Source organism: Corynebacterium sp. KPL2861 (genome assembly GCF_040225475.1).
Taxonomy (GTDB): domain Bacteria; phylum Actinomycetota; class Actinomycetes; order Mycobacteriales; family Mycobacteriaceae; genus Corynebacterium.
Window position 1 is genome coordinate 18,883 of the sequence record NZ_JBEHFW010000011.1, and the last position, 20,949, is coordinate 39,831.

Sequence of the window (20,949 nt, forward strand, 5' to 3'; positions counted from 1 at the left end):
CGTAGTGCAGGAATCGTTCCGAGGCCTAAACCACAGAATGTGTTGTTTAACCCCAACAAAGATCTAACCCCAGAGCATTACGCTGCTGGGGTTAGCTTTATGCGGGATTTACCGCGGATGAACGCGTTAGGAAGCTGCGTCCTCCACGCGCTTCTTCAGGGCGCGGAACTGGTTCCAGACCTCCTCAGGAACGCGGGAGCCCAAGTGGTTGAGGTACTCGGCGTTGTCTTGCATATCGCCCTCCCATTCCTTCGGGTCAACGGCGAGGGCGGCGCGAACGTCGTCGATATCGAAGTCGAGGCCTTCCAAGTCGATGTCCTCGGCGCGGGCGGTGCGGCCGACCACGGTGTCATCTGCTTCCACTTTGCCTTCAATGCGGTCAATGATCCACTTCAGCACGCGGGAGTTCTCACCGAAGCCTGGCCACAGGAAGCGGCCGTCGTCGCCGCGGCGGAACCAGTTGACCAAGAAGATCTCTGGCATGCGGTCGCCGCCCTTTTCACCCATGTCGATCCAGTGCTGCAGGTAGTCGCCGGCGTTGTAGCCCATGAATGGCAGCATGGCCATCGGGTCGTGGCGCAAAGCGCCAACTTCGCCCTCTGCGGCTGCGGTCTGGCCAGAAGACAGCAGTGCACCGATCATGGTGCCGTGGTCCCAGTCGAAGGATTGGGTAACCAGCGGAACCGTGGTCTTGCGGCGGCCACCGAAGAGGATGGCATCAATCTTGACGCCCTTCCAGTCGTCGTACTCCGGAGCGGCGGTTGGGCACTGGGAAATCGGCACGCAGTAGCGGGAGTTCGGGTGGGCAGCCTTGGTGGACGATGCCGGCGTCCAGTCTTCACCGGTCCAGGAGATGAGGTGCTCTGGTGCCTCATCGGTCATGTCCTCCCACCAGACATCGCCGTCATCGGTAAGCGCAACGTTGGTGAACAAGGTATTGCCCGGCTTCATGGTGTCCATGGCGATCGGGTTGGAGTCGTAGTTGGTACCGGGGGCAACGCCGAAGAAGCCGTTTTCCGGGTTCACGGCGTAGAGGCCATCCTCGCGCAGGTGCAGCCACGCGATGTCGTCGCCCACAACCTCGGCCTTCCAGCCTGGGATGGACGGGGTGATCATCGCCAGGTTGGTCTTACCGCACTGGGATGGGAATGCTGCGGCAACGTGGTAGTTCTTACCCTCCGGATTGGTCAGCTTCAGGATGAGCATGTGCTCAGCCATCCAGCCTTCTTCCTTAGCCATGACGGACGCGATGCGCAGGGCATAGCACTTCTTGGCCAAGATGGCGTTTCCGCCGTAGCCGGAACCGTAGGACCAAATCTCCTTGGTCTCTGGGAACTGGGTGATGTACTTTTTGTCGTTGCACGGCCAAGCAACGTCTTCTTCGCCTGGCTGCAGCGGGGCGCCGACGGAGTGGAGGGCGTGTACGAAATCGCCGTCCGTACCGATCTTGTCCAGTGCTTCTTTACCCATGCGGGTCATGATGCGCATGGACAACACCACATAAGCGGAATCGGTCAACTGCACGCCCAGCTTCGGATCTGGATCGCTAATCGGGCCCATGCAGAAAGGAACGACGTACATGGTCCGGCCCTTCATGGATCCACGGAAGGCCTCCGTCATTTCTTCCTTCATGGCCTTTGGCGGTGCCCAGTTATTCGTTGGGCCCGCGTCTTCTTCCTTCGAGGTGCAGATGAAGGTGCGGGATTCCACACGGGCAACGTCTGCAGGGTTAGACCGCGCCAAGTAGGAATTCGGGCGCTTTTCCTCATTCAGCTTAATGAGGGTGCCTTTTTCTACTAGCTCTGCGGCAAGGCGGTCAGCCTCTTCCTGTGAGCCATCTACAAAAGCCACCTCGTCCGGCTGGAAAAGCTCAACGCTTTCATTAATCCAGTCGATCAGTTTTTGATTGTCTGTAGGCAGCTCTCCAACGAGGCCCTGAATGGTGGCAGTCATTAAAAATTCTCCTCTGGATAGGATGTGAAAATCGGGGCATATCACGGCCCAACTTTGCCTTCCGCCTCCAGATTAACCGGCAGAGCCAAAATATTGGCCACAATAAGTGTCATTTTTCCCACTCCGGTTATATCCACCGCCGCGAACGGACATTTACCAAGCGCACCACGCACAATTGTGATAGTAGACGTGATTTTCTCCACACTATTTCGGGGGTGGTAAAGTTCCTTATTCGCCCGTTCGACTCCACAAAGGGTCACCCCCGCACAAACCTCCGGTTATCCCCCTCCCCCATAAGGCGGGAAAAATACCCGGCGCGGCATATTGCTTGCCATGCCTGGACAGGGAAAAATAGGGCGCAATGAATAGTACGGATAATTCTCAAAACACCCCCGCCGGAGAAATGCCGCCGGGGCGCCCGCCGCAAACGGACTTCAATGCGGTCTTTGACAATGACCTGGACTACCCGCGTCTGGGTAATGTCACCTTTCGCCGCGGCACGCTCACGGATAACCAGCACCAGCTTTTTGAGCAACGCTGGCCCGAGCTGGGCCGCGTATTAAACGATGAGCTTATCGATGTCGATGAGTGGTTCGACCGCACCGGTGCCAAGACCATCGTAGAAATCGGCTCCGGCACCGGTACCTCCACCGCAGCCATGGCACCACTGGAGCAGGACACCAATATCATCGCCGTAGAGCTCTATAAACCCGGATTGGCCAAGCTCATGGGGCAGGTGGAGCGCGAGGGCATCGATAATATCCGCATGATCCGCGGCGATGGCGTGGAGGTCATGGTGCGCATGATCGCCCCGGAATCCCTGGACGGCATCCGCGTCTTCTTCCCGGACCCCTGGCCCAAGGCGCGCCACCATAAGCGCCGCATCATCCAGTCCGGCACGCTCAACCTCTTTGCGTCGCGGTTAAAGAAGGGCGGCGTGCTGCACGTTGCTACCGACCACGCAGGCTATGCCGAATGGATCGATGAGCTCGTCCGCGTCGAGCCCAGCCTGGAGTACAAGGGCTGGCCGTGGCCCGATTGCCCGCAATTGGTGGACCGGCAGATCATCACCAAGTTTGAGGGCAAGGGCCTAGATAAAGAACACGTCATTACTGAATACCTGTGGGAGAAGAAGTAAATGAGCACCTATCTACTGGTGTGGGACGCACCCAATATGGATATGGGGCTCGGCTCCCTGCTCGGCGGGCGCCCCACCGCGGCACATCGCCCGCGTTTTGATGCCATCGGCCGGTGGCTGGTCTACCGCGCGGTGGATGTCGATGCGGATCCGCAGGCCGCAGTATTTACCAATGTCTCCCCCGGCGGCGCCGATGTGATTCGCCCGTGGGTAGAGGCCATCCGCAACGTGGGCTTTGGCGTCTTTGCCAAGCCGAAGATCCACGAGGATGATGACGTGGATCCGGATATGATCGACCACATTGAAAAACTGCGCGATGATCTCGCCGGCGTCGTAGTGGCCTCTGCCGATGGTCAGAACTTTCAGCCCTTGTTAGAAGAGCTCATTGGTGAGGGCCTGCCTGTTACCGTCCTGGGTTTCCACGAACATGCCTCTTGGGCCGTGGGCCACCCCGAGATCGAGTTCGTTGACTTAGAAGATATTGACGGCGTCTTCCGCGAGCCGCTGCCCCGCGTCAACCTGGATAACCTGCCTGAAGGTGGTGCATGGCTCCAGCCATTCCGCCCGCTGGCTGCGCTACTAAATAATAGCTAGGAGGCTTACCCCACATGTTTGAAAAATGGGGACGATTTTCCTACGCGCACCGCAAGGTCATTCCCATCGTCATCCTCGGTGCCATCCTTGCCCTCTTCGTAGGCTTTGGAACCCAGCTCGAGGAACGCATGAGCCAGGAGGGCTGGGAGGACCCGAAGGCGGCATCGACAAGCGCGGCGCAAATCGAACAAGAAACGTTCGGCCGCGATAATTCCGGCGACGTGATTTTGCTCTTTAGCTCGCCCGATGAGAACTTCGATGCCGCCAAGGAGCACTTGGCGCAGCTCAAAGAGGATTACCCGGACCAGATTGACTCTGTCACCAGCTATTTCGATAGCAAAAATCCCAACCTGGTCAATGATGATCACTCGCTAGCCTTTGCCGCCATTGGGCTCAAGGGCGATGACGAACAAACGCTGAAGGATTTCCGCGCCATCGAGGGTGCGCTGACGGATACCTCCGCGCCGGTCGAGGTTGCCGGCGCCACGGCCGTGGCAGACGCACTCGATGAAGGCATGGCAGAAGATATTGCGCGCGCGGAAAAGGCCGCGCTCCCGCTCGTTGGCCTGCTGCTTCTGGTGGTCTTTGGTTCCGTAGTGGCGGCGTTCATGCCGCTTATCGTCGGTGGCCTATCCATCCTGGGCTCGCTGGGCATTTTGGCCGTCCTGGCCGGTTTCCTGCAGGTCAACGTCTTTGCCCAGGCAGTGGTCACGCTGCTGGGGCTGGGCCTGGCCATCGATTACGGCTTATTTATGGTCTCCCGCTTCCGCGAGGAACTGAACAAGGGAAGCTCCACCAAGGATGCCGTGGCCACCACCACCGCCACCGCCGGGCAGACCGTGGTCTTTTCCGCGGCGATGGTCGCCGTCGCACTCTCCGGACTCTTCCTCTTCCCCCAGGCCTTCTTGAAGTCCGTTGCCTATGGCTCGATTTCCGCCGTCGGCCTGGCGGCCCTTTTGTCCGTCACCGTCTTGCCGGCCCTGTTTGGCATGCTCGGGCCCAAGATCGACCTGTGGTCGGTACGCCGTACCTCCCGCACGGCCCGCACCATTCAGGACACCTGGTGGTACAAGCTGCCGCGCTGGGCCATGCGCCGCGCCAAGGGCCTGACCTTGGCCATCTGTGGCCTGCTCATTGCGCTCGCACTGCCGATCATGAGCATCACCTTCGGCGGCATCAACGAGACCTACCTGCCACCCAACCACGACACCCGCGTGGCGCAGGATACCTTCAACGACGAGTTCCCTGCCTTCCGCACCGAGCCGGTCAAGCTCGTGGTGGAAGGCGCCACCAACGAGCAGCTTGTCGATGTCGTCATGCAAGTCCGCGGCCTCGACGGCCTTACCGAGCCCATGGGGCCATCGACCGCCACCAAGGACGGAACCACGGTCCTTTCGGCCGGCATTAAGGACCGCGAGGACTACGCGCGGATCGTCCACGAGCTCGAGGACGTCAAAGCGCCCGAGGGCGTCAACCTGTATGTCGGCGGCACGCCAGCCATGGAGGTGGAATCGCTCGATGCGCTCTTCCACAAGCTGCCGTGGATGGCGCTGTACGTCGTCCTCGCCACCTTCATCCTCATGGCATTAGTCTTTGGCTCCTTCGTGCTGCCGATTAAGGCCATTGTCATGACGCTTCTGACCCTGGGTGCCACCCTGGGCATCCTGACGCTCATGTTCGTCATCGGCGTGGGCTCTGGCGCGCTGAACTTCTCGCCCGGCCCGCTGATGAGCCCCATTCTGGTGCTGATCATCGCCATCATTTATGGACTGTCCACCGACTACGAGGTCTTTTTGGTCTCCCGCATGGTGGAGGCGCGGCGGCGCGGCGATTCCACGGATGAGGCCATCGCCGCAGGCACCGCGCATACCGGCGGCATCATCACAGCGGCGGCCCTGATTATGATCGTGGTGGCGGGCGCGTTCGGCTTCTCCGATATCGTGATGATGAAATACATCGCGTACGGCATGATTTTTGCGCTGCTTATCGATGCCACCATTGTCCGCATGCTCCTCGTCCCCGCCGTCATGCACCTGCTGCGCGAGGATAACTGGTGGGCGCCTAGCTGGCTGCACCACTTGACCACTAGGCTTTCCGGTAGTACCACCCGCCGTGGGAAGACCGTTCCCTTCAGTGAGTTAAAACGGCGCCTCGAAGGAGATAAATAATTGAAAAATTGGCTGCAAGTTATCGCCTCGCTCATAGTCCTGGCCATCCTCATCTATGTTTTCCGCGATGAGCTGGACTTTTTAAGCGAAGGCTTCTCCCGGCTCTCCCACGCCGAACCAGGGCCGGTAACGCTCGTGGTCGTTGCCTCTATCCTCTCCGTCGTGGCGATGGGTGAGGTCATGCGCCTGCTTATCCGGGCCGGTGGCGTGGAGGTGGAAGCGACGGAAACCGCCGCCCTTACTTTTGCATCCAATTCTTGGTCCACCACGATGCCCGCAGGCCCAGCCTTTTCTGCCATTTTGACCTTCCACGTGCAGCGCACCTGGGGCGCCTCGGTGGTCCTGTGCGGCTGGTTCTTTGTGCTGTCATCGGCCATTTCCACCCTGTGGCTGGTGCTTATTGGGCTTGGCGGCGTGCTCTTCCTCAATGCCGATATGGCCCTGTGGTCCCTCATCGGCACATTGGCAGCGATGCTGGCGCTCTCCGGCGGGCTCTTCTGGCTAAGCAACCACCCCGAAACGCTCGAGCGCTGGGTAAAAAAGCAGCGGCTGATAAAGGGTTCCAAGCGCGAAGCACTGCTCGAGCACGTAGAGAGCCTCAAGGAAGTGCACCTCACCCGCCGGCAATTCGCCTGGGCGTCGTTCTACTCCTTGGCCAACCGGCTCATTGACATGGTCGCGCTCTGGGGCTGCGTCTGGGCTGTGACCGGCCAGATGCCCACGACCGATTCGGCCGATAACACCACCACCATCGCCGGCGTCGCGCTGGCTTATCTCACCGCCAAGCTGGCCGGCTCCGCCCAGGTCACTCCGGCGGGTCTCGGCACGGTGGAAGCGGCGATCATCGCCACGCTCGTGGCCACGGGCATGACCGCAGTCGATGCCACCAGCACGGCGATCATCTACCGCCTTATCTCTTTTGCCTTCATCACCGCTATTGGCTGGGTCATTTACTTCTGGCACTATGCCCGCAAGGGCATTACCTACGCCGCGCTATCCCGTAAAGAAAAAGAAAAGGAAACCGTATGACTTCCACGCGTATCGCTCCGCTCATTGACATCATCGCCTTGATGATTTTCGCCATCGCCGCCCGCCTCGCCCACGGCGGATTGAGCTTTTCCAGCTGGGTCGATGCCTTCTGGCCTTGGGCGGTAGGCGCGCTCATCGGCTGGGCCATCATCCTCGCCACAAAGGTCCAGGGCAAGTGGAAAGAGGGCGTTGTAGTCTGGCTGTCTGCCATCATCGGCGGCATGGCCCTGTGGATCATGGTCAATGGCCGCCTGCCCCATTGGAGCTTCCTCATCGTTGCGACCGTGATGTCCGCCCTGTTCTTCTTTGGCTGGCGGCTATTTGCCCGTAAATAAATACGCCCATCCCATGGGAAAGACGCTTTCCCTAGGGCACACATCAGTCAAATTCAATCATCAGTTTTTGGCTTTGCGCTGTCCACCTCGCCTCTTGTAGGGGTGATCGGCTCAAAATAACATTTCAAACTAATAGTACGGGAAAAGATTTTAGTGAATAATTGCCCGTATCCGAACACAGAATTTCAAAATCGGATACCGCTCAATTATCCCTACAAGAAGTTGAAAGGCTCCCGTAGTGAAAGCTGCAACCCGTAACTATCTAGCGCTTCTGGCCTCAGGGGTTCTCATCACTGCCGCTAGCCCTGTCGCCGGGGCTATCGATTCTGTCGAATCGGCTCCACCGATTGAAGAGAGTTCAGAGCTTCCAGAATCCGCTTTTATTGACGAAGCCCTTAAAGGCTCAGCCCCGGCCAAGAATTCACAAGAGGCGGCGTCAATCGCCGAAGAATCCTCCACACTACCTCCCCTTTCATCAGGGCTGTTGGGTTCAGGTAACCATATTGGAGACCAATACACTGCTTTCTATCATGATCCGGTAGACCTCGATTTTTCGGAGCCAGGACAGCTCTTCCGAACAGAATCTGTGCGCAATCCCAAAAACCCACTTGGCATCAACAACGTTGGCCCTTATAAGGCAGAACGCATGCTCTATTCATCCACCAACCACTCCGGAGAAAAGATCCAAGTAAGCGGGATGGTCATTGAGCCTAAAACCGAGTGGGACGGAGAGGGCCCACGCCCTGTCGTGGCATTTGCGCCGGGTACTCAAGGTTTAGCGGACCGTTGTGCCGCCTCCCGTAAAATTGCAGACGGGGTAGGAGACTACGAGCAGTTCTATTTCCATCAGTACCTTAAAAAGGGCTATGCCGTAGTACTCACCGACTATGAGGGGCTTGGCACCCCTGGCATGCACACGTACATGGATCGCGCATCCCAAGGACACACGGTCCTCGATAGCATTCGAGCTGCGCAGCAACTGGATGGCTGGGACATTAACGAATCCAACCCAGTATTTATCAATGGCTATTCCCAAGGCGGAGGAGCCGCTGCCGCTGCCGCCGAGCTATATGACGACTATGCTCCGGAGCTCAACATCAAGCTTGCGACTATTGGTGCCGCCCCAACAGATCTAACGTTGTTGCCTTCTGCCCTCGATGGATCATTGTATTTCCTCTTCGAGGCGTATGCCCTTTTGGGACTAAGCAACTCCTATGGCGAGGATCTGTACTCGCATCTCAATGACAGGGGCACACGAAAGCTACAGGATGCGACGAATACCTGCACCATGGGGCTTCTTAAAACCGCCGGCACTACCGTGGAGCGGATCAGCAACGATGGCAGGAACGTGCAGGACTTTATTGACAGCGAGCCTTTCCAATCGATACTGGCAGAGCAGCATATTGGCTACGATGCACCCGCTATTCCAGTCGTCATCACGCATGGCCGCGGTGACGACGTTATTCCGTTTTCTACCGCTGAAAAGCTCGTCGATGAATGGACTGAGCGCGGCGCCGATGTCACTTTCATCCCCAATAACGCCCACACTCACCCGACCGGCACCATCCCGCACATCATCGAATCAGTAAAGTCGATCGACGCCGCCCTACAGCACGAGAAGGGAAGCCAGTAAATACTTGCTCTCCCCCTACACCATGTAAAAAGGCTCCGAGGCGAACAAGCCTCGGAGCCTTAAATATGTGCGAACGTTCTCAGCTTAGAACGGCACGTTGATTGGCAGGCCCGCTGCGAACTGGTTGTACGCCCAGTAAGCGTAGCCAATGATCTCACCAATCAGGTCGAGAGCGTAGAGCAAATTAAACAAGGGATTCTCCTTCAGCTGTCACGAAACTCTTATTTAGGTATCGCGACGCCGTAGCACCGCGTTACATCGGCGCAATATTGTGCTTTTTGGGCAGGTCATGCGCCGTCTTCGTGGCCAATTGCCGCAGCGCCTGGCGCAGGGCAATCCGCGATTGATTCGGCTGAATCATGGCATCGAGGTAGCCGCGCTCCGCTGCCACGTAGGGAGCAGTCATGGTCTCATCGTAGAAGTCCATGAACATCTTCTTGGTCATCTCGCGCTGCTCTGGGGTCTCGGCGGCCTCGAGCTGCTTGCCCGCGATCATGACCACGGCGGCGGCCGCGCCCATGACGGCGATCTGCGCGGTAGGCCACGCCAAATTAATATCGCCGCTTAAGTTCTTCGACCCCATGACGGCATAGGCGCCGCCGTAGGCCTTGCGCACGATGAGCGAGACCTTTGGCACGGTCGCCTCCACGACCGCGAAGGCAAACTTCGCACCGCGGTGAATCAGGCCCACCTTCTCTTGCTCCACGCCCGGCAGGTAGCCCGGCGTATCGACGACGAAGACGAGCGGAACGTTATAGGCATCGCAGATGCGGATAAAGCGCGCGCCCTTATCGGCGGCATCGGCATCGATGCAGCCGGCCAAGTGCATGGGGTTATTGGCCACAAAGCCCACCGTTTTGCCGTCGATGCGGCCAAAGGCGGTGATCATATTCGGCGCGAAGTTTTCTTGGATTTCGATGAGCTCAGCGTCATCGCCAAGCTGGGTGAGCAAATCCATCATGTCGTAGCCGGCGTTGGTGTCATCCGGCATGAAGGAATTTAGATCCTCGTCTTCGGTGATTTCGGCATCGGAAGGAGCGGGGAAGGTCGGCGACTCGTCAAAGCAGGTCAGCGGCAGGTGATCCAAAATATCGCGCACCATGTCAAAGGCGTCTTCCTCAGAATCCACCACGGCAGAGACGTTTCCGTTCAGCTCCTGCTGGCGGGCACCGCCGAGTTCAGCGGAGGTGACGTCTTCACCGGTAACCTCACGGATGACGTTGGGGCCGGTGACATACATTTCCGCTTCCTCATCTACAGCGATGACAAAGTCAGTGGTCACCGGCGCGTAAACCGCGCCACCGGCGGATTTACCCATCATGATGGAAATCTGCGGGCTGCGGCCAGAAAGCGGCAGCTGGCGGCGGGCAATTTCGGAGTACATGGCCAGCGAGGTCACCGCGTCTTGGATGCGGGCGCCACCGGAATCTTGGATGCCGATGACCGGGCAGCCAATCTTGATGGCCATATCCATGATCTCGGTGACCTTCTTACCAAAGGTGACCCCCACGGAACCGCCGTAGACCGTCTTATCGTGGGCATAAATGCACACGGACCGACCGGAAACGCGGCCATAGCCCGTGACCACGCCATCGGAATAGATGGCCTCCGGGTCACCCGGGGTCTTGCCCAAGGAGCCGGTTTCGACGAAGGAACCTTCATCCAAGAGCTCGTTGATGCGCTGGCGAGGAGTGGTACGGCCTGCCTCGTCGCGGCGTGTGCGGGAACGCTCGCTGCCTGGATCTTGCGCTTCTTCTAGGCGCTTGCGCAGGTCAGCGAGTTTCTCAGCGGTTGTTTGCTTGGCCGCCACGTATCTTCTCCTCGATCCAATCATTCATATGCTTGCCCACGGTGCCAATGGCTGGCTCGTCCGGCACTGCCAAGTGATCGCCGGGCAGCTGCACAATATCTAGATTCTTAACGATAACGCCCCAGCCGCCATCCGGATCAACCTCAGCGTAGCGCGGCTCCAGCTCGATCGCACCGTCATGCATCCGCTCGGAGCGGAAAAGCAGCACGGGAACGCTGACATCGGCCCAGCGGTGGAAATCGATCTTGGCCAAAATCTGGTTATCCACGAAGGACGCGCGCTGGTGCTCCAGGACGCCGGCGGATAGACCGTGTTCGGAGGCATCCGTCGTGGCCAAGAATTCCGCCAGCATGGTCATCAAGGCATCCTCGCCCATGGTTTCCAACATCTCGTACGGCGGCTCGAAGTCCAGGCCATAGGTCTTCTTGGCAAAGGCAGCGTAGCGCTCCCACCGGGCGCGGGTTTCTTCCGGCGTATCCGGTGCCGGGTGGGAAGGCTGCGTGGTATCGAGCAAGGCGATGAACGCGACCTCGGCGCTCTCTTCCCCGCGCTTGCTGCGCTCTGCCAGCTGGTAGGCCACCTCATAGGCCAAGGCGCCACCAAAGGACCAACCACCGAGGACGACCTTGCGGCCGCGCGCATAGCGAACGATGTCCTCGATATAGGCGGCGGCTCGCTCCTCTAAGGAGCCTTCAATCCTTTCCACGCCGTAGACGGCGACATCCGCTGGCAGCCGACGGGTCAGCGGCTGGTAAACCACCGTGGTTCCACCGGCCGGGTGGAACATGAATACGGCTGGGCCATCGGCCTCGCGCAGGACGCGAATATTGCCTTCCACCTCGGTCTCAAGGCCCTCGCGGACCAGGTCAGCCAAGGTTTCCAGCGCCTCGGCATCGAGGACCTGCTGCGCGGTGACATCGATGTGGGCACGATCGCGCAAGCGCTCGGCAATCTGTGCGGCCACTTCTGCAGAGATTTCCGGAAGCGGCGAGGTCACGCCCGCCGGGGCCTTGCCGGTAATGCTTGCCCACGTGCCAAAGACCATGCGCTCAGAGGCATCGCGAGGGGCAACGCCCACACCCTGATCCGCGGATTCCTGATCCGCGGCCTCCGCGGCCTCTGCTGCGGGCGCCGCGGGCTCGGTAGCCGGCGCAGCATCGGCACTGTTCTCACTGTTATCAATGCGGCCGCCAGCAACGGCCTCCTCAACCATGGTGATGACGTCTGCCAAGGAGGCATCGCGAAGCGCCTGCACCTGCAACGGTGGAATCTGGAAGTCATTTTCCACGCGGTTTTTAATGCGCATGCCCATCAGGGAATCGAGGCCCAGGTCAATCAGCGGCAGCTCGCGCGGCAGATCCGAGACGTCATAACCCATGGATTCGGACACGATAAGCGCCAGGCGGTCCTCGACGGTTTCTTGGCGCGGATCCCAGCGCACTGCATCTACATCCGCGTCATCGGCAGTCGGCTCCGGGGCGGCACTGCCCTCTGGCACTGTTGCGACCCCAGGGATCGCACCCGCGCCCAAGTCCAAGCCGGAGGCAAAACCTTCCGCCAAGAGCTCAGTCCGAGTGTCCTGCACGCTGTAGACGGCGATGGACATGCCGCCGATGGACGTGGTGACCACGGTGGTAATTTCCCCGTACGGCGGGAGATCGCGGTGTTCCTCCGCGGCCACGATGTGCGCCCCAGGCTGCACCGCTTCTGCGGCGGCCTCCACGATGGCCAGCGCGGACGGGGCTTGGTCGGCGTTGGTGGAAAAGGCCACCTTGCCCTCCGGCAGGTTCACGCGAGTACCGGGCAGGCCGGAGATCCCAGCCGAGGGCCGCGCGTTGGTCCAAAAACGCTGGCGGTTGAACTGGGTATACGGCGCTTCCGCCTGCGCTCCCGAGCCCACTACGGCAGCGAAATTCACCGGGGTTCCGGTTACGTAGAGCTTGCTCAATAGATCCAACAAGGACTCGGTGGGATCCACCTTGCGCTTTAGGCTATACAGCAATTGCGCATCGGCCTTGCCCACAGCAAACGCGGTAGACATAAGCCCCATGAGCGCCACCGGGTTCGGCGAAATCTCCACCAGCTGGGTGTGGCCTGCGGCAAAGGCCTGTTCCGTAGCGTCCTGCAGATATACCGGGTAGCGGGTCATGCGCAGCCAGTAATCCTCATCGTGGACGGTGGTGCCGGGGCGGTAGACCTCGCCCTTATCCACGGAGGAAAAGAGCGTTGTGTGCAGCGGGTGAGCCTCCATGCCGGCGATGGCAGCTTCGAGCTCGCCCAAGATCGGATCGACGGCGGAGGTATGCCCCGCGGCCTTCACGTTGAGCGCGCGGGCGAATTTTCCTTCCCCATCGAGTTTTTCCACTAGGTCCAGTACCGCCTGGCGCGGACCACCCACGGTGGTCATGCCGGGCCCGGTATAGACGGCTGGCTCGATGGCTGCATCGAGGGCGGCGATGTCCTCGGCGGATAGCTCAACGACGGCCATGGCTCCTTGCTCGGCATCGCTTAGCGATGCCTCTCCCTCGCCCATCAAGCGCGCGCGGTGGCAGGCGATGGTCATCGCGTCCCGCGCGGAAATGCCGCCCGCAGCATAGGCCGCGGCGATTTCACCCATGGACATGCCCATAACGCCCGCCGGGCGCACGCCGAAGGAGGCCAATAGGTCCGTCAGCGCGATCTGAATGGCGGTGATGGCAACCTGCGCCGTTTCCGTGTCATAGGTTTGGGAATCGTCCTCAACGATATCCAGGATCGACCAGCCGGACTCGAAATCGACGATAGCGTCGAGTTCTTTCAGCCGTGCGCTAAACAGCGGCGAGAGGGCGATCATGTCCTTCGCCATCTTGCGATGTTGGGAGCCGAAGCCGGAATATACGAAGACCGGCCCCTGCACCTGCGGGGAATCCGCTGCGGCGATGCCGACAGACACCTTGCCCTCGGCCACCTGGCGCAGGCGCTTAATGGCATCTTCAGTGGAGCTGGCCATGACGACGGCGCGCGAGCGCGAGTGGTTACGGCGCGCGACCGTGCGCGCTACATCGGCCAAGTCTGGTTGTTCTGCCTCTAAGAAATCCGCAAGCAGTCCCGCCGCACGCGCGCGGCGGGAGGGCAAGAGGCCAGAGACCGGCAGCGCCACCGTGTCGGTGGATAGCTGCGGCTCACTGGTGCGCGGGGTGCCTTGGTAATCCGTCAAGACGACGTGGGCATTCGTGCCACCAAAGCCAAAGCCCGATACGCCGGCCACCTTTTTCCCGGAGTATTCCGGCCACTCGCGCGGGTCTTCAACGACCTCGAGGCGCTCGGCCACGAAATCGATATAGCGGTTCGGACCAGCGTAATTGATATTTGCCGGGATAATATCGTGCCGCATGGCCTCGATGACCTTGATGAGACCCACGACGCCCGCGGCGGATTCGGAGTGGCCGATATTGGTCTTGGCAGAGCCCAAAAGCACGGGCGATTCGATGCCGCGCCCAGCGCCCAGCACGCGACCGAGCGCGCTGGCCTCGATGGGATCGCCCAAGATGGTGCCCGTACCGTGGGCCTCCACATAATCCACGTCCTCGGGCGCCACGCCCGCATCCGCGTAGGCGCGGCGCAGCACGTCTTCTTGCGCTTCTGGGTTAGGCGCGGTCAGGCCATTCGAGTGGCCATCAGAGTTGACGGCAGAACCCTTAAGGACGGCTAGGATTTCATCGCCATCATCCTCCGCGTCCTGTAGGCGCTTGAGCACCAGCACGCCGGCGGCATCGGCACGCACGATGCCATCGGCGTCATCAGAAAAAGCATGAATGGCGCTGGTAGGAGAGGTCACGCCGAGCTCCGAAAAGGCGGTGGAGGCGTGCGGAGCGGCCAAGATATTCACGCCACCCGCCAGCGCTACATCGGCGGCGCCGGTGCGCAGATCCTTGATCGCATGGTCAACCGCAACCAAGGAAGACGAGCAGGCCGTGTCCACATTGATGGACGGGCCGCGGAAATCCAGGGCATAGGAAATGCGGTTAGCAACGACCGCCGAGGAATTACCCGTGAGCGCATAAGGGTGCATCTCCGTGGGATCGGCCGTAATCAGCATGCCGTAATCATTATTGGTCGAGCCCATGTACACGCCCGTGTGCGTGCCGCGCAGCTCATTGGCGGGAAGGCCCGCGTTCTCCAGCGCGTGCCATACCAACTCAAGCAGGATGCGCTGCTGCGGATCCATGTTCGCGGCCTCCAGCGGCGATAGGCCGAAAAACTCCGCATCGAAGGATGCAACATCATCGATATAACCGCCGTCGGTATTTTGCTGCGCGATCTTCTCGCTCATTACCGGATCGGCGCTGTACTCAGACCACCTCCCCACCGGCAGCGGCCCCGTGCCCGCGCGCGATTCCGCGAGCATGGTCCAAAATTCCGGCACATCTTTAGCGCCTGGGAAACGTCCGGACAAGCCGATAACCGCAATATCAGAACCCTGCGCGGCGCGAGTCGTGCGCTGCACACGCGGTGCATCATCGCGCCGCCCCGCGGGCCCATTAAGCAAGCGATTGGCTAGAAGCTCAATCGTGGGGTACTCATACGCCAACGTGGCATCGAGCCGCGTGCCTAAAAGATTTTCTAATTCACCCGACAGCACTACGGCATCTCGAGAGGAAAGACCATAATTTTCCAGGGGGGTGGAATCTAAAATCTCTGTGGCCGCTACGCCCGTGGCCTGGGATACCCAGTCACGCAGCCATGCACGAAGTTGCTCGATGGTCATAAACCGTCTTTCCTAGTGGGGTTAATAGAACGACAAATACCTATATCGCTCTATTTTGTCACCTTGTTAACTCAACGTCCGAATCCGGCTTTAGGCTTGGTAGTCCTTCTTTGCCACGCGGCGGGCAATCTTATGCGAGGAGGTGCGCTTAATTTCTCCCGGTGCCTTCCACACGATATCGCTCGGGGTAATGCCGTGATTCTTTGTCACGGCCGTGCGAATCGCCTCGCTGGCAGCGGCGTCCTCGGATGGATCCGCATCATCGGCGCGCTCCACCAAGAGCACCAAGGACTCTGAGTTTTCGCCCTCTACGGCAAAGGCGGCGACGGAATCTGGGCGCACGTGCGCGGATGCGTCCTGCACGGTGCCTTCAATATCTTGCGGGTAGTGGTTGCGCCCGGCGATGACGATGAGATCCTTAAGCCGCCCGGTGATATACAGTTCGCCCTCGATGATGGTGGCGAGATCGCCGGTGGCCATCCACCAGTCATCCTCTGGCAAGCCGTCCTGGATGCGCTCGCCCAGGGTATTGCGGAAGGTAGCCGCGGTTTCTTCCGGGCGGTTGAGATAGCCCGTTGCCATATTTTGCCCATGCACCCAGATTTCACCAATGGTGCCCTCTGGGACCTCGGCCTTGGTTTCAGGATCCACGATGGCTAGGTGCTGGAACGAGACGCCCTGGCCATTCGAGGCAAAGGCAACCGTTGCCGCAGATTTTTCCTCAATAACCGCTTGCCCGTCCGCCAATTTTTCGCGGTTGAAGTGGGAGATGATGGGGCGCTTGTCGCCCTGTGCGGTAGAAACGATGAGGGTGGCTTCCGCCAAACCGTAGGAAGGGCGCAGCACGGAGCGTTCGACGCTGAAGGTGTCCAGGAATTTCTGCACGGCTGGTTCCGTCACCGGCTCAGAACCGATGAGGATGCCATCGACGTTGGAGAAATCCGCGTCCTTGCCGTAGCGCGCGGCCAATTCCAGGGCGAAATTGGGCACGGCGGTATAGGTATTTTTCTCTTTACCCGGCTGGCGGCTGATGCGCTCAACCCACCGGTTGGGATGCTGGATGAAGTCGCGCGGGGTCATCATGTCCAATTCGATGCCCAAAATAGTGGTGAATAGCGCCAGGATGATGCCCATATCGTGGTGCATCGGCAGCCACGAGACCACGCGCGGTGGGAACTGCAGGTTCACCGCCCGGAAGATCTGCAGCACATTCACCAAAATCGCGCGATTGCTCAGTTCTACACCAGCAGGGGTGCGCGTTGAACCAGAGGTGTACTGCAGGAAGGCGGTGGACTCCACGCCCGCGCCAGCGACCGGCTTCCACGACGCCGCCAAGGAATCAGGCAGCGCATTGATGGAGATGACGCGCGGGCGCTCCCGATCGGTGGAGAAATAGCTGCGCACCGCCGCGGCCGATACGCGATTGGTCAACACGATAGGGGGCTCGCAGTCAGCAAAGACCGCCTTGAGGTGATCCGCGTGCCCCGGCTCATTCGGATCATAGAGCGGAATCGGGGTCATTCCCGCATACATCGCACCTAAGAAACCAAAGAGGTATTCGGGAGAGTTGCCTGCCAGAATGGCCACGCGGGTTCCCGGTTCTGCAACCTGTTGTAGGCGCGCTGCCACCACTTTGATCCGGGTATTGACCTCCTGGCGGCTGAGCTCACGGGCGGTGTCTTCCTCACCGTATAGCCACTGGCGCATTACTACCTGCGAGGTATCTGTGCCCGCCTGGTAGAGGGTCTCAGCCAGGCCCGCCAAGGTGAGCTCAGCGGGGAGAGCGATATTGCCCTCGGCGTCAAAAAACTTCCCCATGAGTTGCTGTAAATCCATCGATTCTCCTTTGGTAAATGCTTTTGTCTTAAAAAATATCGATGTTATAGCGCCTCATATTACACGGCGTCAATGACGCCGTGGGCCCAGTCCACAACCCACTGGTTCGCAGTAGTCCCCTCAATCACGCCGCCATTATCGGCGTACTGTGCGTGCACTCCATTGGCCCCGATTAAATCCTTGGCGCGTTCCAAACCATTGCCCACGCCGGTGGGCGCATCACACACGGTGTCATTGGGGGCACAGATCTGGAAGGTTCTATCCGCGAGCTCTCCGAAACCGTGCGGGCGCGCGCCGCGCATGGTAGCCCCAGGCACGATGGGCTGAACGAGGCCGGAGACAGGCTCCAAGGCAATCTCGGCACCAATTCCGCCGAGCTCGTGCCCCGGATTTTGACCCACGCCGTTTTCACGCCGGCCATCTGCAATCAGCGCCACGCCCGCGATATTTTCTGCGGGGATTACGCCTTCGCCACCGCCAATGTCATCGGCCACATCGCCGACGATCACCGCACCTTGGGAAAAACCACTCAAAATGAACTTAGTCTGTGGGCAGCTATCATGCATGACGCGCAGCTCCTCATTCATCTTCGCGGTGCCCTCATCACGGGAATCGTCGTAGCTCATTTCCTCCTGCGCATTGATATTTTTAAATTGCGCAGTATAAGGAAGGGTCCACACCTTTACATCATCCCCGTAAGCCTCCTGCAACGGCTGCGTAATAGACAGCATGAACGAGCGCGGATTAGCAGAAGGGTTGAGGGGATCATCGTCGGCAGCGGATTCCCAGGTACCTGGCGCGGAGATGAACTCCGCACTCGGGCACCAATCCGGCTGGGATTCCTCCGGTGGCTGCCCGGATTCTGGCCCCTCGGGGGAGCTAGGCCCCGCCGAGTCCGAGCTCGTGAGGTAATGCGCAGCCCCCGCGCCGATAACGACGAGGAGAGCGAGGACGGCAACGACGGTTATGATTTTTCGCATGAACTAGTTGTACCCGGAAAACCTCAAAGAAAGCTAGCAAAGAGCTGAACGTGCGTTGTCCTGGAGAAGCTTGGTGAGCTCCTCATAATCCATGTCAGAGCGTTGCTGTTCAATCAGTTGCCCAGCTACCGCAGGAATAGTGATGCCATTGTCACCGCAGGCCCCCTGACCGGCGCCGAGGAGCTGATCTTCTACCCCATCGACATTCACGCCGGCATCCTTCAACGAATCCAAGTACGCAGCCTCTTCCTTGGGCAGCTGCGCGGAGGGGATCTCTGAAATCTCGCGCGCACCGCGATCCTCTGGGGAGTTCACTGAATGGGACCCATTCGTCGGCTCCGCGGATTCCTTGGAACCGTCCTTGGATTCGGATGGCTCCTGCGAGGAGGAAGCGCTGCTGGATGCGGACTCGCTACTACTCGTGGTCGATTCTTCGGAGGTTTTTTCGCGCGACAGCGGCGCCACCGAGGTGTCATTGCCGGAGTCACTATCCACGGTGGCAGAGTCACACCCTGCCAATCCGAGGCATAAGACCGCTCCGACGAGGGCTAATTTACGCATGTTTACTTCTTTTCAGTCTGTACGCGGCCCATGACTTCACTGATCGTCCCGTGCTGGAACTCCTGCTTCAATCCACCAGCGGCGATTTCGGAGTAATCAGAGGTGGGCCAGCCAATCTCGCCTTGCTCCCAGCCCTTCTTACCCCATTCATCCATAATGGCGCCCTTCAAGATGTAGTGCGCGCCGGATTCTGGAGACCAGTAGATGGAGCCATGTTCAAACTCCTGGAAGAAGCCGCCCTCGACCTTCTTCTCACCGTCCGTGGGGAAGCCCAGTGGGGAGTCAGCGCCACCCATGTCCTTGTACTTTTTGCCAATGGCACCAAAGGAGACCTGGTTCTTGCCGTCCGGGTTGCGGGTCAGAATGCCACCTTGGAATTCCTGGACAAGGCCATCGCCCACCTTCTTTACCGGGCCAGTCGGGAACTTCAGATCGCCGCCTTCGTAGCCCTTCTCGCCCCACTTCTTGTACATGTCGCTGGTAATTTCCCAGGCGCCTGTCTCTGGGCTCCAGTAAATGGAACCGTGTTCAAAACGCACGAGGCGTCCCTTGCCATCCATCGTCTTAGTTTCACCGGACTTAGGGAAGCCCAACCAGGAGGTGGGGCCACCGATTTCCGCATAGCGGGCGCCAATACGGCCGTACAGCGCATGCGCACCATTCTCCGGGGACCAGTACGCCGTACCGGTTTCGAAGTCTTGTGCCTTGCCCTTACCGGCAACATCATATTCGTTATTCAGGCAGGAACCGAGTATGCCTTCTTTGGTGGCCTTGGCGATATCGCCTTCGGTATTACAATCCGCACCGCGGTCAGCCTTGTCAAGGTCGAGGGCATCAGCAATGTGCGGCCATGCATTTTGCATCTCAAATTGCCAGTATTCCCAGCTGTGCACGCCGGAGGGCCGGAATTCCACTACTGGTTCCACATTGGCGCGCTTCGCGTAATCCACGAAGGTCTGGGTGGACATCCGAGAGATAACTTCCAGCCCCATGCCGGCCAGACTTGCCTGCCCCTTGGCCACCGAGTCTTCCTGGCCAAAGTCGTCCTTGCCGTTACCAGCAGAGACATAGACCTGCATGTCCTTGAGGTTCTCGATGCCCAGCTTTGGATCGTGGTCGATCCAATCCTGCGAGCCCGGCTCGCCCCACATCTTGCGGGAATCGTAGCCGCCGGCATCGCGCTGCGCAGCCATGATGGCCTGTGGCATGCCACGGGTAGTCATATCGAGGTAGCCGGAGAACGAACCCACGAAATCAAACAAGTGCGGGTTACGCTCCGCCAAGTTGACCGCTGCGGTACCGCCCATGGACAGCCCAGTCACCGCGCGCTTCTGGTTGGAGCGGTATTCATGATCCAAAATTGGCACCAATTCCTTGGTAAGGAAAGTCTCCCACTTGTAGTTCTTCCCTGCATCCGGCTGCTGCCAGTCGGAGTAGAAGGAAGATTCGCCGCCCACCGGCATGATGAGGTTGACGTTGCGATCCGCATACTGGTTGAGGATATTGGTCTCAATGGTCCAGCCGGACTCGTCATCGCGGGCGCGCAGGCCATCAAGTGCCCATACCTCTGGGAACTTCTTCTCCGGCTGCGAATACCAGTCGCGCGCGAGCTGGATCTGCACCTTCTGCTCGTGATCCGGCATGGCTGCGGACTGGATATAAACCATCAGGTGACGGTTGGACAGGTACTCCACACGGTTGATCTTTACGCCATCCGGCAGCCCCTCCACCTGTGGGTATTCGGTCTCCACTGGGGTACGGGCCGGCGGATCCTTAGGCGCAAAGTGATCAGACAGGCTGCTGCCGTTGCCTGGCTGAGCGGAGCTCATGTCACCAAGAGAGCTTTGGGCGGTGGCGTTGGGCAGCAGGGCAAGTCCAACGGCAATGGCGGTCGGCATGGCTGCTACCGCGAGCCCCTTACGGACCTTGCCCGGGGAAGTGTTTTTGCGCATAGGTAAACGTCCTTGAAGATTTACCGCGGCCGCATTCCGAAGGTTCCCCTCCTCCGGACTGCTACCTGCGGCGTGAGCTGTCTATTGTGCGCTTAAGTTTAAGTTGAACTTGAAGCTTTGGAAAGGCTGACACGCCGTGCAAAGTTATATCACCATTTATCTCGATGCAGAGGCTGTCCCCCGGAATCGCCCAATAAGCAATCTCCCAGCTTA

13 protein-coding genes are annotated in these 20,949 nt (G+C 59.5%); 6 read left to right on the top strand and 7 right to left on the bottom strand.

The window, feature by feature from the left end; all coding sequences use genetic code 11:
* Positions 1-126 precede the first annotated feature (126 nt).
* Positions 127-1,953 carry a phosphoenolpyruvate carboxykinase (GTP) gene (locus tag ABRP84_RS09480; protein ID WP_349853522.1) on the bottom strand — a complete coding sequence of 609 codons (1,827 nt, stop codon included), beginning with the start codon at positions 1,951-1,953 and terminating at the stop codon, positions 127-129.
* Between the two features lie 361 nt (positions 1,954-2,314).
* On the opposite strand from ABRP84_RS09480, the gene trmB reads away from it, so the two are divergent.
* The 6 genes from trmB to lipS1 all read left to right on the top strand — a co-directional run bounded on the left by trmB (position 2,315) and on the right by lipS1 (position 8,850).
* Positions 2,315-3,091, top strand: a complete 777-nt coding sequence (gene trmB, locus ABRP84_RS09485) for a tRNA (guanosine(46)-N7)-methyltransferase TrmB (RefSeq protein WP_284609867.1) — start codon at positions 2,315-2,317, stop codon at positions 3,089-3,091.
* Positions 3,092-3,685 (top strand): NYN domain-containing protein, encoded by a 594-nt coding sequence (locus tag ABRP84_RS09490; protein ID WP_349853523.1) that lies wholly within the window; start codon positions 3,092-3,094, stop codon positions 3,683-3,685.
* A gap of 14 nt (positions 3,686-3,699) precedes the next feature.
* Complete coding sequence (locus ABRP84_RS09495) at positions 3,700-5,853, top strand: MMPL family transporter (protein ID WP_349853524.1); 2,154 nt, start codon at positions 3,700-3,702, stop codon at positions 5,851-5,853.
* On the top strand, positions 5,854-6,882 hold the full coding sequence (locus ABRP84_RS09500; RefSeq protein WP_349853525.1) for a lysylphosphatidylglycerol synthase transmembrane domain-containing protein: 1,029 nt from the start codon (positions 5,854-5,856) through the stop codon (positions 6,880-6,882).
* Positions 6,879-7,217 carry a DUF3054 domain-containing protein gene (locus ABRP84_RS09505; RefSeq protein WP_239275399.1) on the top strand — a complete coding sequence of 113 codons (339 nt, stop codon included), beginning with the start codon at positions 6,879-6,881 and terminating at the stop codon, positions 7,215-7,217. Before ABRP84_RS09500 ends, ABRP84_RS09505 begins: the two co-directional genes overlap by 4 nt.
* A 238-nt stretch (positions 7,218-7,455) precedes the next feature.
* Positions 7,456-8,850, top strand: a complete 1,395-nt coding sequence (gene lipS1 / locus ABRP84_RS09510; protein WP_349853527.1) for a triacylglycerol lipase LipS1 — start codon at positions 7,456-7,458, stop codon at positions 8,848-8,850.
* 253 nt (positions 8,851-9,103) lie between these two features.
* On the opposite strand, the gene ABRP84_RS09515 is transcribed toward lipS1, so the two are convergent.
* The 6 genes from ABRP84_RS09515 to ABRP84_RS09540 all read right to left on the bottom strand — a co-directional run bounded on the left by ABRP84_RS09515 (position 9,104) and on the right by ABRP84_RS09540 (position 20,736).
* Positions 9,104-10,660: an acyl-CoA carboxylase subunit beta gene (locus tag ABRP84_RS09515; RefSeq protein WP_349853529.1), complete on the bottom strand. Its 1,557-nt coding sequence runs from the start codon at positions 10,658-10,660 to the stop codon at positions 9,104-9,106.
* A complete protein-coding gene (locus ABRP84_RS09520) occupies positions 10,635-15,407 on the bottom strand; it encodes a beta-ketoacyl synthase N-terminal-like domain-containing protein (RefSeq protein WP_349853531.1) in 4,773 nt (1,590 codons plus the stop codon). The genes ABRP84_RS09515 and ABRP84_RS09520 overlap by 26 nt, the downstream gene beginning before the upstream one ends.
* A 90-nt stretch (positions 15,408-15,497) precedes the next feature.
* A complete protein-coding gene (locus ABRP84_RS09525) occupies positions 15,498-17,243 on the bottom strand; it encodes a FadD32-like long-chain-fatty-acid--AMP ligase (protein WP_349853532.1) in 1,746 nt (581 codons plus the stop codon).
* 59 nt (positions 17,244-17,302) lie between these two features.
* Positions 17,303-18,223, bottom strand: a complete 921-nt coding sequence (locus ABRP84_RS09530; RefSeq protein ID WP_349853534.1) for a cutinase family protein — start codon at positions 18,221-18,223, stop codon at positions 17,303-17,305.
* A 33-nt stretch (positions 18,224-18,256) separates the two neighbouring features.
* Positions 18,257-18,784 (bottom strand): hypothetical protein, encoded by a 528-nt coding sequence (locus ABRP84_RS09535; RefSeq protein WP_349853536.1) that lies wholly within the window; start codon positions 18,782-18,784, stop codon positions 18,257-18,259.
* A gap of 2 nt (positions 18,785-18,786) precedes the next feature.
* Positions 18,787-20,736: an alpha/beta hydrolase-fold protein gene (locus ABRP84_RS09540; protein WP_349853538.1), complete on the bottom strand. Its 1,950-nt coding sequence runs from the start codon at positions 20,734-20,736 to the stop codon at positions 18,787-18,789.
* Positions 20,737-20,949: the final 213 nt, after the last annotated feature.